The 14,521-nt window shown below is 67.9% G+C and carries 9 protein-coding genes; all 9 read left to right on the top strand.

The annotated features are described in order from the left end of the window. The first annotated feature begins 115 nt into the window (after positions 1–115). The 9 genes from GGD82_RS03930 (at position 116) to GGD82_RS03890 (ending at position 14,361) form a co-directional block, all read left to right on the top strand. Positions 116–1,993, top strand: a complete 1,878-nt coding sequence (locus GGD82_RS03930; protein ID WP_150060920.1) for a type VI secretion system Vgr family protein — start codon at positions 116–118, stop codon at positions 1,991–1,993. A gap of 121 nt (positions 1,994–2,114) precedes the next feature. Then, positions 2,115–2,765 (top strand): DUF6931 family protein, encoded by a 651-nt coding sequence (locus GGD82_RS03925; protein WP_150060921.1) that lies wholly within the window; start codon positions 2,115–2,117, stop codon positions 2,763–2,765. Positions 2,766–2,822: 57 nt separating this feature from the next. Continuing rightward, positions 2,823–4,475 (top strand): type VI secretion system-associated FHA domain protein TagH, encoded by a 1,653-nt coding sequence (tagH, locus tag GGD82_RS03920; protein ID WP_170284138.1) that lies wholly within the window; start codon positions 2,823–2,825, stop codon positions 4,473–4,475. Positions 4,476–4,548: 73 nt separating this feature from the next. Beyond that, the gene (gene tssJ / locus GGD82_RS03915; protein WP_150060923.1) at positions 4,549–5,091 is read left to right on the top strand and encodes a type VI secretion system lipoprotein TssJ; all 543 of its coding nucleotides are present in this window, start codon (positions 4,549–4,551) and stop codon (positions 5,089–5,091) included. A 66-nt stretch (positions 5,092–5,157) separates the two neighbouring features. Then, positions 5,158–6,492 (top strand): type VI secretion system baseplate subunit TssK, encoded by a 1,335-nt coding sequence (gene tssK / locus GGD82_RS03910; RefSeq protein WP_150060924.1) that lies wholly within the window; start codon positions 5,158–5,160, stop codon positions 6,490–6,492. Between the two features lie 120 nt (positions 6,493–6,612). Beyond that, on the top strand, positions 6,613–8,169 hold the full coding sequence (gene icmH / locus GGD82_RS03905; RefSeq protein ID WP_150060925.1) for a type IVB secretion system protein IcmH/DotU: 1,557 nt from the start codon (positions 6,613–6,615) through the stop codon (positions 8,167–8,169). Positions 8,170–8,277: 108 nt separating this feature from the next. Then, positions 8,278–11,976: a type VI secretion system membrane subunit TssM gene (tssM, locus tag GGD82_RS03900; RefSeq protein ID WP_150060926.1), complete on the top strand. Its 3,699-nt coding sequence runs from the start codon at positions 8,278–8,280 to the stop codon at positions 11,974–11,976. Beyond that, entirely contained in the window at positions 11,977–12,684 is a 708-nt protein-coding gene (gene tagF / locus GGD82_RS03895) for a type VI secretion system-associated protein TagF (RefSeq protein WP_150060927.1), read from the top strand. Positions 12,685–12,771: 87 nt separating this feature from the next. Continuing rightward, the gene (locus tag GGD82_RS03890; protein ID WP_150060928.1) at positions 12,772–14,361 is read left to right on the top strand and encodes a methyltransferase regulatory domain-containing protein; all 1,590 of its coding nucleotides are present in this window, start codon (positions 12,772–12,774) and stop codon (positions 14,359–14,361) included. The last annotated feature ends 160 nt before the right edge of the window (positions 14,362–14,521 follow it).

The following is a 14,521-nucleotide window of genomic DNA, read 5'->3' as shown; positions in this document are numbered from 1 at the left end:
CGCCGGTGACGATACAGAGGGCAGATCACAGAAGGCGGATCAAAAGGGGCGGATCCGGCTGCGGACGGGGCCATGAGGGGGGCGCATCCAGCGCGATGCGGGACCAGACCAGACCATGAGTGACGATTTTACCATTCAGGAAGGCGACCGTTACCTGCGACTTCGGACGCCGCTGGGCGAGGATGCCATGATCCTGACCCGGCTGGATGGCGAGGAAGCCGTCTCGGATCTGTTCAGCTTTCAGTTCGAAATGCTGTCGGCACACACCGAAATCGCCGCGAAGGATATCGTCGGCAAGCGCGTCACGGGCATCCTGCAGCGGCCCCGTTTGGAAACGCCGCGCTATTTTTCCGGTTTGGTCACCCGGTTCGGCGCCGGTCCCATGTTTTCCCGCACTTACCGCTACTACACCTGCGAGATCCGGCCCTGGCTCTGGTTTTTGACCCTGAGCAGCGACAGCCGTGTCTTTCAGGACAAGACGGCGATCGAGATCATTACATCGGTTTTCTCAGATCATGGGTTTGCGGATTTTGACTTCGGTGGTGTTAAGACGCAGCCGCCGGTGCGAAAATATTGTGTTCAGTACAGGGAGACGGACTACGATTTCGTGACCCGTTTGATGGCGGAAGAGGGGCTTTACTATTATTTTGAGCATGAAGAGCAAAAGAATACGATGCACATCGCCGACAGTACCGGCGGCTATGGGGAGACCTTCGACAACGCCGTTCCGTTCCGCGCCCAGAAAACGTTGGTGGATATCATCAGCCGCTGGGAACCCGTGCAAAGCTTCATCTCGGGTAAGTGGACGCAACGCGACTACGATTTTCAGAAACCCTCGACCGATCTGACAACGACCACCACGACCATCAAGACCGTTCCCGGCATGACCAACTGGGAGGTCTACGACTACCCCAGCCGGTACTACGACAAGGCGCGGGGAGACGACCTGACGCGCAAGCGGATGGAATTGTCGGAGCGCGATTTTTCTCTCGTCGAGGGCGACAGCTTCTGCCCTGGATTCTACGCGGGCGCGAAGTTCACCTTAAGCGAGCACGAGGTCCCGTCGGAACAGGGGGCCTATGCGCTGACGCGCGTCATCCACCGGGCGCGGGATTATACCCAAATCTCCGGCCAGGCCGATCCACCGGAATATGAAAACACGTTCCTGTGTATCCCGTCTGACGTTGTGTACCGGCCGGATCGGCCGACGCACAAGCCCGTCATCGCGGGGCCGCAAACAGCGGTGGTCGTCGGTCCCTCCGGTGAGGAGATTTACACGGATGAGTATGGCCGGGTGAAGATCCAATTCCATTGGGACCGCGAGGGAACGAAGAACGAGAAGAGTTCGTGCTGGGTCCGTGTGTCCCAACCCTGGGCTGGAAACCGCTGGGGCGGCATCTTCATTCCGCGTATCGGTATGGAAGTGATTGTCGACTTCTTCGAAGGCGACGCGGACCGACCCATCATCACGGGGTATGTGTACAACGCCGAGAATGCTGTGCCTTACAGCCTACCGGGCAACAAGACGCAAAGCGGTATCAAGACCCGCAGCTCGATGAATGGCGGGCCGGAGAATTACAACGAACTTCGCTTCGAAGACAAAAAAGGCGACGAGCAGGTCTATGTTCATGCCGAGAAGAACATGGACCGGGTGGTGGAAAACGACGACACCCTGAATGTCGGCAACGACCAGAGCCTTACCATTCACCGCAACCGGACCGAAACCGTCGAGACCGGCGATGAATATGTCGAGATCAGCCAGGGAGATCACCGGACCCATGTGAAGCTCGGCAAGTCTGAACACGAGGCGATGACGTCGATCGAACTTCGAGTGGGGCAGACGTACATTAAACTTGATCAGTCGAGCATCACCTTGAGTTCGATGCGCATTATGGTCGAGGGCACGGCGTCAGTCGATGTCACGGCGCCGATGACCACGGTCAATGGCGACGGCACGCTGACGTTGACCGGCGGTATTGTGATGATCAATTAGAGGGTTGCGCGGGACATCAGGGTCGCGAAACACGCTTTCGTCTTTTGATGGGGACGCAAATCGTCGTGGCGATCTGGTCCAGATCGCTTGGGATCGTTTCGAGAACCACGCGGGGGAAGCCATGTCGGTCGTGGAGACGGGTGACGGGGCCGTTGTTACCGGCCGATGGACAAAGGTCCGGGTCGAGCGGGTCGCCGATCTGGGGCTGCCATGGGATGGGGACCGTCCGAAGCTGCCGGAGGGTGTGTCTCCGGCGGAGGCGCCGCAGGCGGCGATCGAGCGGTTGGCCGGGGCGGATCGGTTCGCGGAGGCGGTCACGCTGCTGGCGTTCGCGCTGCCCAAGCGCGAGGCCGTATGGTGGGCCTGCCTGGCCTCGCGTTTCGATCTGGATGAGGAGACGCCGCCTGCCGTGCTTGCCTGCCTGGAGGCGGCGGAAGCGTGGGTCTATAAGCCAGTCGAGGAACGGCGCCAAGCCTGCTATCGTGCGGTGGATGCGACCCGGCCGCACAGTCCGGCGGCCTTGACCGCACTTGCGGCAGCCTGGAGTGGCGGCAGTCTTGTTCCGCCGGAGGCGGCGGATACGGTGCCCGCCGTTCCGCCCGAGGAAAGCCTGACCGCGCGCACGGTCGCGAACGCGATTGTCCTCGCTGCGGTCACGCGGGACCCGGCCGGCGCGCCGGACCGGTTTCGGCGTTTCCTCGCCCAGGGGCGCAATATCGCCGAGGGGGGAACCGGAGCGATGGAGGGCAGCGCACCCGGCGCTAAGCCGTGATGCCGTAGCCGTCTCCGATGTCCCCACGGAACGATGCACGGATGTGACGGAGCACGTATGGCCGCGACGCTGTCCCTTGTTCTTGTAACCGCACCGACCGGCGGGTCCCCGCGCGGCGATACGCGCGTGCTGGACACGGGCGCCCTGACCATCGGGCGCGGTCCCGACAACGACTGGATTCTGGCTGATCCGGAGCGTCACCTGTCCAAGCAGCATTGCGAGATCGCCTACACCGGCGATGCCTTCGTGGTGACCGATACCAGCACGAACGGGGTGTACATAAACGGCGCGGATCGTCCGGTGGGGCGTGGCGACACCATGGTGCTGCATCAGGGCGATGTGCTGCGCCTGGGCGACTACGAGCTGCGCGTGGCGATCGAAGACGATGTGGCCCGCGACGATGTCGTGGATTACCAGCGCAACGCGGCGCCGTGGCCGGAATTTGAAGACAAGACGTACTATGGCGCGGGCAGCCAGCCGGAGCCGTCGGGTCTGGATGACGATGCGGATGGCGGTCGCTGGGGCGGGGCTGGCGGCAGCGGCGCCGGCGCGCTGGGCGGCCTGTCCCCGTTCGACGACGACCTTTCAGATTGGAACAACGATCCGATCCGGCCGGCGGCGAAACCGCGTCCGCCCGCCACGCCGTCGGACCATATTCCGTCCGAGCGCGACAGTATGCCCATCCAGCGGGTGTCGCATCAGCGGCGGCCACAGACCCTGAGCGAAGACTGGGACGACGAACTGGAGGCGCTGCTCGGCGATGCGCCGTTGCAGGGTAACGGGGGCTCGGGCGGCCAAAGCGGGCGCGAGTCGCAGACCTCGGAGTCCGCGCCGCCGCCCACGCCACCCACACCGGTCGGCACGCCCGACGACCTGGATACGCTGTTGGGCGACGAGCCCTTGGACGCGGAGCTGCGGCGCTCGGCTCGGGAGCCCGGCCGGCGGACGCCCGAACCGGGGCCGGATACGAAGGACGATCCCTTCGGGGACGACGGCGAGGCGACGCCCGCCGGGCCGCCGCGGCGGGCGCAACGGGAGGCCCCGTCCGCCCCAACTCCAGCGCCGTCCCCCTCGTCCGCTCCCCCCTCGTCTGCGTCCGCGCCCCGATCGGGGAGAGCGAGTGCGGGGGATGCCGAGGCGCTGGTTGCGGCCTTCCTGCGCGGGGCTGGTCTGGCCGGTCGGCCGGGCGGGCAGGCGCCCGAAGTCCTGATGGAAACGGCGGGCGCCTTGCTGGCCGTCATGACCGATGGCGTGCGGGACCTGCTGGCGGCGCGCGCGACCTTGAAGAGCGAAATGCGGGCTGAACAGACGATGATCCGGGCGCGGGGAAACAACGCGCTCAAGTTTTCGGTCAGCGCGCAGGAGGCGCTGGAGCGTTTGCTATCACCGCCGGCCGGGGCGTACATGGATGGGCGCGCCGCCGCCGAGGAGGCGTTTCGCGACCTGCGCGGCCACGAGATCGCGACCATGGCGGGGTCGAGCGCCGCGATCCGCGCGGTCCTGTCGGCCTTTGATCCGGCGGCGCTGGAGGGCAAGCTGGAGGGCCGCTCCGGTATCGGCGGGCTTCTGTCGGGCGGTCGCCGGGCGCGGCTGTGGGAGCTGTACGAGGCTCACTATCGCGACCTCGCGGATGAAGCGGCCGAGGATTTCGACAGTCGGTTCAATCGCGAATTCCGGAAGGCCTATGAAAAGCTGGTCAAAGACCTGTAGCGCCCCGGAGCGTTTCGTGTAGAGTTTTGAGAGTGGCCCTGGCCGGTCCGTTCCCTTGGCTTGGAGATACGTCATGCTGTCCACCGCCCGCACGCGCCGTGCTGTGACGGTTGCTTTGGCCTCCGCACTCTTCACCGCGCTGTCGGCCTGCGCGTCGGCCCCGCCACCCCCGCCGCCGACGGAGGTGGTGCTGGCGATTTCGGCGGACGATACCATCAATCCCGACCCGACGGGTCGGCCGTCCCCAGCCCAGGTTCACATCTACTGGCTGCGGGGCGCGACGGACTTCGAGAGCGCGGATTTCTTCGACCTGACCGGCGATCCGTCGGCCACCCTCGGCGCGGAACTGGCGTCGCACGAGGTGATGACGGTGCGCCCCTCGAGTCAGCAGAGCCTGATGCGGCGTGTGGATCCCGGGGTGTCCCACGTCGGCATCGTCACCGCCTATCGGTCTCTTGACGGCGTAGTGTGGCGCGCGGTGACGGCCGTGCCCCCGAACGCCCGCTCCGGGGTCGGGGTCACTCTGGTGCAGGGGGGCGTGTCTCTTGGCGCGGCGGTGCCGACGGCGATGTCTGAACGACAGACGGCGCCGACCTCGGCCCTGGCGGCGCGTTAAGGCAAAACTTCAAGCGCGGCGGCAAGGGGATGTTCGTGGCGGCAGGGCGATGGATCGGGGGCGGGAATGGGATGGCGTAACAGGGTGGTCTGGTCCGAGGGTATGTTTCTCCGGGCCCAGCACTTCCAGCAGGCCGACCGGGCCCTCGAAAGCCTGATCCACGACCGCACCATGGACATGACGCCGCACCCCTGGGGGGTGACGGCGCTGTCCGTCGATGCCGAGCTTCTGGAAACCGGGCGCTTCGCGGTGACCGAATGCCGGGGCGTTCTGCCGGACGGCACACCGTTTTCCATTCCCGAGGAGACGGACGCCCCTCCACCGCTGGAGGTGACGGAGCGCGCGCGCGGCGCCGAAGTCTTCCTGACTCTGCCGTTGCGGCGGCCGGGCCTGTCGGAAGTCGCCATGGACAGCCGGGGCGAGGCCACGGCGCGCTATATGGCGGCGGATTACGAGGCGCTCGACACCATCGCCGGGTCCGATGTGACGGCCGACGTGCAGGTCGCGCGCCAGCGTCTGCGCTACCGCATCGAGGGCGAGGACCGCGCCGGCTATGCCTGCCTGGGGGTGGCTCGCATCGTCGAAGTGGACGCCAACGGCCGTGTGAAGCTTGACCCGGCCTACATTCCGCCCGCGCTGGTGTGCCGGGCCGCGCGGCCCCTGTTCGCCTTCCTGACCGAATTGCAGGGCCTGCTGCATCACCGGGGCGAGGCCCTGGCGGCGCGCTTGGGGCAGTCGGGCACTAAGGGCGTGGCGGAGATCGCCGATTTCCTGCTGTTGCAGGCCACGAACCGGTATGAGCCGGTGTTGGCGCATTGGGGAACCGGCGGCGATGTGCATCCCGAGCGGTTCTATGCCCTGTGCCTGGAAATGGCCGGGGAGCTGGCCACCTTTGCCGCCCAATCGCGGCGGCCGGCACGCTTCCCGCCCTACAAGCACGAGGATCTGGAGGGCTCGTTCGCGCCGGTGATCGCGGATTTGCGCCTGTCGCTCAGCGCGGTGCTGGAGCAGACCGCGATCCAGCTCGAACTGCGGGCGACCAAGTCGGGCGTCATGGTGTCGCCGATCAGCGATCGCAGCCTTCTCAATCAGGCGGTCTTTGTTCTGGCCGCGCGCGCCGACGTGTCGACCGAGGTGCTGCGGCGGCACTTCCCCCATCAGGTCAAGATCGGTCCGGTGGAGGATATCCGCCAGCTTGTGAACTCGGCGCTGCCTGGGGTGGACGCGCGGCCGTTGGCGGTGGCGCCCCGACAGATTCCGTATCACGCCGACTACGTCTATTTTGAACTCGACAAGAGCGGGGAGTTCTGGCGCCGTCTCGCCACGTCAGGCGGCATCGGGATTCATGTCGGTGGCGATTTCCCCGGCATCGACATGGAGTTGTGGGCGATCCGGCAATAAGGGCCGGTCCAGGCTCCGACCGGCGGGCGTGGGACGATCGAGCGAAAGGCTTTTGGGCCAAGGATTGGTGCGGCCGAGGTGGGGACCGGCCCGGCGGGCGAAGGGAAGGAACGGACAGCAATGGCCGACGACGACAACCTGGACCCGTTCAGCGAGCCGGGTGATATCGACCGCACCGTGATCCGTCCCACGCCGGGCCGTCGCGGGGGCGGGAACGGCGGTGCCGCGGGCAATCGGGGGCAGACGGTGCCGCCGGGCGGCCGCTCGTCGACACGACCGCCGCCGCAACGCGCCGCCTCTCCGTTCGACGATGAGGGCGCGGCCTATTCCACGACGCCGCCGCGGGATGAGCGTCCCACGCCGTCGCGCGGGCGGGGCATGCCTCGGGAGGAAAGGGAGGCGCGGCGTTCCTCTCAAGGGGGCGGCAACGGCGGGGGGGGCGGCGCCGATGCCCCGGTCGGTGACATCGCGGCCGCGCTGGCCGAACGGTCGAAGCACAACCCGATCGTGGCGGCGGCCGCGCCGCTGCTCAGCCTGATCGCGCGCCTTCGCCTGGGCGGGACGCACCGCGATCCCGAGGCCCTGCGCGACCGCGTCATGGACGAGTTCGAGGGCTTCAATCGGCGTCTGAAAAAAACCGACGTGCCGGAGGACCAGCACCGCACGGCCCATTACGTCCTGTCCGCCACCATGGACGACGTGGTCCTGAACACGCCGTGGGGCTCGGGCTCGATCTGGGCGCGCGAGGGCATGACCGTGAATTTTCACGGCGAAGCCTATGGTGGTAAACGGTTTTTCAACCTGCTCAAGCGCATGAGCGATAACCCCGGCCGGAATGGTCGGGTGCTGGAGTTGATCTACCTGTGCCTCTCGATCGGGTTCGAGGGCGAGATGCGCGTGCTGGACCGGGGGCGGAGCGAACATCGCCGCACCCGCGACGGCCTGTATCGGCTGCTCGCGGATATCCGCGGCGACCTGCCCGAGGATCTGTCGCCGCACTGGCGGGGGGTCGAGGCCGGGCACCGTCCGATTTCGGCGCTGCTGCCGGTGTGGGTGATCGCCAGCGCCACGGCCGCGCTTCTGGTGCTGCTGTACCTTGGCTTTGCGTGGTGGCTCAATGCGGACAGCGATGACCTGTACGCCGCCTACGCCGGCTTGCCGCCGCAAGGGGCCATCGTCATCGAGTACGAGGCGCCGCCGCCACCGCCCCCTCCGCCGCCGCCGGAGAACGTGGTGACGCAGGCCGAGCGCGTGACCGGCTTCCTGCAGCCCGAAATCGACGAGGGGTTGGTGTCCGTGCTGGAGGGGCCCCAGTCGATCACGGTCCGCTTGCGGGCGGCCGGCATGTTCGAGTCCGGCTCCGACACCGTCAGCGACCGCTTTACCGAGGTCATTCGGCGGGTCGGGCTGGCGTTGAACGACGAACCGGGCACCGTGGTGATCGAGGGTCACACGGACTCCATCCCCATCCGGACCGTCCGCTTCCCGTCCAACTTCGACCTGTCTCTGGGGCGTGCCAAGGCCGTGCAGGCCAAGATCGCGCCGTACCTGGACGATCCGTCCCGCCTGACGGTCGAAGGCAAGGCCGCAACCGAACCCATCGCGGACAACGGCACGGCGGATGGGCGCGAGGCCAACCGGCGCACCGACATCATTCTCGTCAAGCAGGGTCAATGATGACCCCTGTCAGGCAGGGTCTTTGACCTTGGGCGCCGCGCCCCAGACACCGCCCCCCTTGGACCAGGTGCGCTTTTGGGCGACCCCCCTTCAGAACGGACGCTGACCGTGAGCAAGATCGTCTCCATCCTCAAGAGCGGCTGGTTCATTGGACTGATCGGGACCCTGTTCCTGATCCTGCTGGTGTGGTTCCTCGGGCCGCTGATCGGGTTCGGCGACAGCCGCCCGCTGGAGGGTATCGCGGCCCGCCTGCTGGTCGCCCTGGTGTTTCTCGTTATCTGGGCCGGCTTCGTGGTGTGGGGCCTGCTCCGTCGCCGCAAGCGTCAGACCGAACTGGTCGATGGCGTGACCCGCAACGCGGCGGCCGGCGGCGCCGCCGGCCCCGAGGTGGAGGCCCTGCGCAAGGGGCTGGAGCGTGCACTCGGTGAGTTGCAGCGCATGCGGCGCAAGGATGGCAAGAGCGGCCGCCAGTACCTGTACGAACTGCCCTGGTACATGATCATCGGGCCGCCGGGCAGCGGCAAGACGACGGCGCTGCTGAACTCCGGCCTCGGCTTCCCGCTGGGCAACGATCCGCAGCAGGCCAAGGTGTCCGGGGCGGGCGGCACGCGCAATTGCGACTGGTGGTTTACGGACGAGGCGGTCCTGCTCGACACCGCCGGGCGCTACACGACCCAGGACTCCGACGCCACCATGGACGCGGCGGCGTGGGAGGGCTTCCTCGATATCCTGCGCAAGGCGCGGCCGCGTCAGCCGGTTAACGGCCTGATCGTGGCCATCAGCATTTCCGACATCATGACGGCGTCGGAGCCGGAGCGCCGCGCCCATGCGCTGGCCATCCGCAAGCGCATCGCGGAGCTGTATGACCGGCTCGGCCTGCGGCCGCCGGTCTATGTGATGCTGACAAAGGCCGATCTCGTCGCCGGCTTCATGGAGTTCTTCGGCGACATGCGCCGGGACGATAGGGCGCAGGTCTGGGGCATGACCTACCCGTTCCTCGACCTGAAGAAGGGCGACGATACCGACCCGCTGGATCTGTTCCCGGAGGAGTTCGACCTGCTGCTGGAGCGGCTGGAGCAGGGCCGGCTCGACCGCCTGCACCAGGAGGACGATTTCGCCCGCGCCGGCCTCATCACCGGCTTTCCGCTTCAGGTCGCGGCGCTGCGCGATCCGGTCATGCAGGTGCTGGAGGAGGCGTTCCGCGCTGGGCGCTATGAGGAGCCGATCCTGCTGCGCGGCGTCTACTTCACCAGCGGCACGCAGGAAGGCACGCCGATCGACCGCGTCATGGCGGGGCTGGCGGGCCGGTTCGGAGTGCCGCCGGCGCGCTTCGGGGCCTATCGGGGCCAGGGGCGCAGTTTCTTCCTGACGCGGCTGCTGCGGGAGGTGCTGTTCAAGGAAGCGGGCATGGTGGGCCGCAACCGGGCCGTCGAGCGCCGGCAACGGCTGGTTCGGGGCGGGGCCATCGCCCTGGCGTCGGTCCTGCTGCTCACCGGGATCGGTCTGTGGACCTGGAGCACGTTGGTCAATCGCGACCTGATCGCCCGCACCGAGGCAGGTATCGCGACCTACCGAACCCAGGTGGCGGACATCGTGCCGGGCGACGGCGAGACCGTTCTGGTGGATTCGGCCGACGTGCGGCCTGTGCTGCCCCCGCTGGCGACGCTGCGCGACCTACCGCTCGGGTATGCGGAGCGGGATGCGCCGACGCCGACCGGGGCCGGGTTCGGGCTGTACCAGGGCGACAAGCTGGGCCAGCAGGCGCAATCCGCCTACACCGAGGCGCTGAACGGTCTGCTTCTGCCACGCCTGACCTTTCGTTTGCGGGAGTCGTTGACCGAGACCCGGGAGACCGAACGCCTTTATGGCCTGCTCAAGCTGTACCTGATGGTCGGGGGACAGGGGCCCGTCAGCGCGACGCCGTTGCGCAATTGGGTGGATTTCGATCTCGGTGAACGCTATCCCGGGCCGCGGAACGAACCTCTGCGCCAGGAGGTCGCCGCGCATGTGGTGGCGCTGACTGATGGGGTTTTGCGCACCATGCCGATCGACGGCCCGCTTGTGGAGCGCGTGCGGGATATCCTGAGGCAGCAGCCCCTGGCGGAGCGGGCCTATGCGCTGATCAAGAACAGCCAAGCGGCCAAGGCACTGCCGAAATGGCGGGTGATCGACGCCGCTGGTCCGGCGGCCCGCCGCGTGTTCGTGCGGCGCTCTGGCGCGGACCTCGACGATGGTGTCGACGGCTTCTACACCTACACCGGCTTCCATGAGGTGTTCCTGCCGTCGCTGGTGCAGGTGGCCCAGCGGGTGGCGTCCGAAAGCTGGGTGCTGGGGGAGAGCGCCACGCTTGACGATGCGCAGATCCGGCTGCTGGAGCGGGATCTGGCGGCGCTCTACATGGACGACTATGTCGCGCAGTGGGATGGCCTGCTGGCGGACGTGGAGTTGCGGCCCTTCGACACCGCCAACGACGCCACCGACGTCTTGGCCCTGCTGTCTGGGGCCAACTCGCCGCTGCGGAACGTCCTGAACGAGGTGGCCCAGCAAACCCGTCTGGCGCGGCCGGAGGAGGACGGCGGCATCGGCGCCGCGATCGCCGGGCTGGGATCCGGCGGCGACGTCGGCGCCCGGGCGGAGGCGGTCGAGGGCGCCGCCAGCGAGGCCCGCAACGTCGGGCAGACGCTCGGGCTCGGCACGGGCGGAATATCGGTGGTCGAGCGGCTCGCGGGCATTTTCTCGGATTCAAGCTTCGTGGGCGGCAGCGGCAGCCGCCGTTCCAGCGGTGGCGCGGCCAGCGAGCGGGCCTTGCCCGGCCAGTACGTCAACGATCGCTTCCAGCAGCTTCACGCCTATGTTCTGGCCCAGGACGGCAGCACGCCGCCGCTGGAGGACCTGATCCGCCAGCTTGGGCAGGCCTACAACGAACTCCGCCGCGTGGCCGACAGCGGCGGCGGTCTGTCGGCTGTCATCGGCGGCGGGGGCGGGGGCGGCAGCGTGGACGCGGTCCGGCGGCTGGGCACTCAAGCGACGCAGGTGCCCGCGCCGCTCAGCGGCTGGCTGGAGCACATCGCGAGCGGCGGGCAGTCCATCGCGGTCAGCAGCACCCAGCAGGGCCTGGAAACGGTCTGGTCCGCCGACGTCTTGCCGCTCTGTCGGCAGGCGCTGAACAACCGCTATCCGTTCGCTTCGGGCAGCGGCAGCGACGTCGCCATGGCCGATTTCGTGCGGTTGTTCGCGCCCAACGGACTGATCGACTCCTTCTTCCGGCAGAATCTCATGCCCTATGTCGACATGGGGCGCCGGCCCTGGACGAGCCGCCGCCACAACGGGATCGACTTGGGGCTGTCGCGCGCGACGCTGGCGCAGTTCGAACGGGCGGCCGTCATCCGGGACGCCTTCTTCCCGACCGGGGGCAGCCAGCTCAATGTGCCGTTCGAGGTGACGCCCGTTTCCCTGGACGCCGACGCCAACAGCGTGGTGATGGAAATCGACGGCCAGCAGGTGAGCTATGCGCATGGGCCGGTCCTGCCGGCGCGGCTGTCGTGGCCCGGACCCGGAACGCAGACACGGGTGTCGTTCCAGAGCACCGGGCCGGGTCTGCCGTCGATCTCCGGCTTTTCCGGACCCTGGGCGTTCTTCCGGCTGCTGGACCAGGGCCGACGCCTGGACGGCGGCACCGGCGACCGCTTCCGGATCCAGTTCAGCACCGGGGGCCTGTCCGCGATCTTCGAAATCCGCGCGGGCAGTGTCACGAACCCGTTCAACCTGCGGGAGCTGAAGGCGTTCCGCTGCCCCGGAAACCTCTGAATGGCGGGCCTCGGGTTTTACGGCAAGCTTCCGGCGCATGGCGACTTCGTGCGCCGGGGGCTCGACCACACGGTCACTGAGCCGTGGGACGCGTGGTTGGGGCGCCTGATGACGGCTGTGCGCGACGACCTGGGTGAGGACGAGTGGCTGGAGCTGTATCTGACCGGTCCCATCTGGCGCTTCGCGTTTGGGGCTGGGGTGGCCGGACAGCCACAGACCGGTGTGATGGTGCCCAGCGTGGACCGGGTCGGGCGCTATTTTCCCCTGGTGCTGAGTGCCCCCCTCGATGGTCCGGCCTCGTTGCCGGCCGCCATGCGGGACGGACGCCCCCTCCTGGATGCGATGGAGGATCTCGCGCTTGCGGTCTTGGAGGACGGCGAGCCGATGGACGCCGACCACCTTGAGGCGGAACTGAACGCCTTGGAGTGGGTCTGGCCCGCGCCGCCGGACCGGCCCCCGCTGGGCCTTGGGCAACCCGGGATCTGGCTGCCGTTGGGCGGCGAGACGGCGGCCGAGGGGACGGCGGCGGTCTCCTGGCTGCTGGACGGTCCCAAGGACCTCGGCCTGGATGGCGAGGCCGGCCTGTGGTGGACGGACGGCTCCGAGCGGGTCGCGCCGGGCCTTGTGCGGGTCACCGGTTGGCCGCGCCCCTCCGCGGCCGTGGCTTTTTTCGACGGCGCCTGGAACGATCGCGGCTGGACGGCCTGACGGCGCTTCGGACGTCCAGCCGACGCGGGCCGGCGCACCCGGCGTGCAAGCACACAACGCGACCACACAACACGAGGGGCATGGGCTATGGCTTTGGGCCACGACGGCTACGTCAATGATCTCCCGTACACGTCTAACGCCTTCGTCGGGTTGTCCCCGGTGAACCTGCGCCTGCCGGCCTTGGTGGCGGGCGTAGATGTGGCCCCCTTCGAACGTGGGGGCGTGATGTGGGAGCTGGGGTGCGGATATGGCAACGGCCTGATTTCGGCCGCCGCCGCCTATCCAGAGTGCCAGTTCGTCGGTGTCGACTTCAACCCGGCGCATATCGCCGGTGGGCGGCGGCGGATCGCCACCCTCGGGTTGACCAATATCGAGCTGCTGGAGGCGGATTTCGCCGAGCTGGCGGCGCGGCCGGGGTCTCTGCCGCCGTGCGATCTGGCCGTGATCCACGGCGTGTACAGTTGGGTCGGCGCGCCGGTGCGCGCGGCGTTGCAGGATCTGCTGCGCCAGGGCGTGCGGTCCGGTGGACTGGTCTTCCTCAGCTACAACGTGCTGCCCGGCTCCCAGGACATGGCGGTCTTTCAGCGCGCTCTGCTCGAGGCCTCCCGCCTGTCCGTGGGGCGGAGCGATGTGCGTCTTGAGGCGGCCAAGGACCGCATCAAGGCCTTGCGGGCGGCCGGTGCCGGGCAATTGGTCCGCGATGGGCTGATGAAGGAACTGTTCGAGAAGATCGAGTCGGCGCCGACAGCCTATCTGGTGCACGAATACATGAACGAGTCCTGGGACGCGCTGTACCACAGCCAGGTTGCGGCCGACATGGCGGCGGCGCGCCTGGACTACGCTGGCAGCGCCGTGCCGCACGAGAATTTTCCGAACGCGATGCTGACGCCGGCCCAGCTGGAGGCCCTGGAGGATATTGCCCTTCCGGCGGTGCGCGAGACCCTGCGTGACATGTTCCTGCAACGAATTCTGCGGCGGGACCTGTACATGCGCGGCCTGACACGCATGAGTGGCGCGGGCCGGGAGGAGGTCTTGCGGGATCAGCTGTTCTGCGCAGCCTCGCGCCAGGACGGCAATCCGGTGACCCTGAACTGGCCGGCGGGCGAGGTGGAGGTGCCGGCCCCCTACTTGCAGGCCGGACAGGTCCTGTGGCGGGACGGCCCGACCTCTCTGCGGGCGCTTCTGGACGGTCCGCTGGCGGGGTCGGGGAGTTCAGCGGCCGAAGCGGTAGCGATCCTAGTGTCGAGCGGTCTGGCCTGGCCCTGCTTGCCGCCGCCCTCATCCGAGGTGAGCGCCGTGGTGCAGCGCGCGGTCTTCGATCTGGCGGAGCGCGCGTGCCGGCTGGGGCTGGGGGAGAGCGGGGCGGTGCCCGCGCCGCGCGTCGGCTCCGAACTGCCGGTCGGTGGCTTGGAAGCCCGCGTTCTTGATGGGTTGTGGCAGGGCGTGCCCAACGATACGCCGGCCCTCGTGGAGCATGTTTGGGCGCCCTTCGAGGCGGCCGGGGAATGGCTCGTCCACAAGGGCGAACGGATCGAGGATGGGGCACAGTGCCGCGCGGTGCTTACCGAAATGCTCGATCGCCTGCGGCCGGAGCGGATTCCGCTGTGGCGGGGCCTCGGCATGCTGCCGCCCGAGGGAACCGTCCCCGCGGGCAGCGGGGGAACGCCCAGGCCCTGAGGCGTGTCGCCTGGCGGCATCGGGATCGCACACGCGGATCGGCGCGTGTCGCGCTTTTTCACGGACGATTCTTGATTCTACCTGTGTGCGGGAGCACGTATACTCGGGCGATTGGCCATCGACTGTCCGGGGCGGGCCGATTGGGGGGCGCTGCGACGAC

The sequence above is a fragment of the Roseospira marina genome (assembly GCF_014197855.1).
Classification (GTDB): domain Bacteria; phylum Pseudomonadota; class Alphaproteobacteria; order Rhodospirillales; family Rhodospirillaceae; genus Rhodospira; species Rhodospira marina.
Note: the sequence above shows the minus strand (reverse complement) of the source record. Positions and strands in the feature narration are given on the sequence as shown.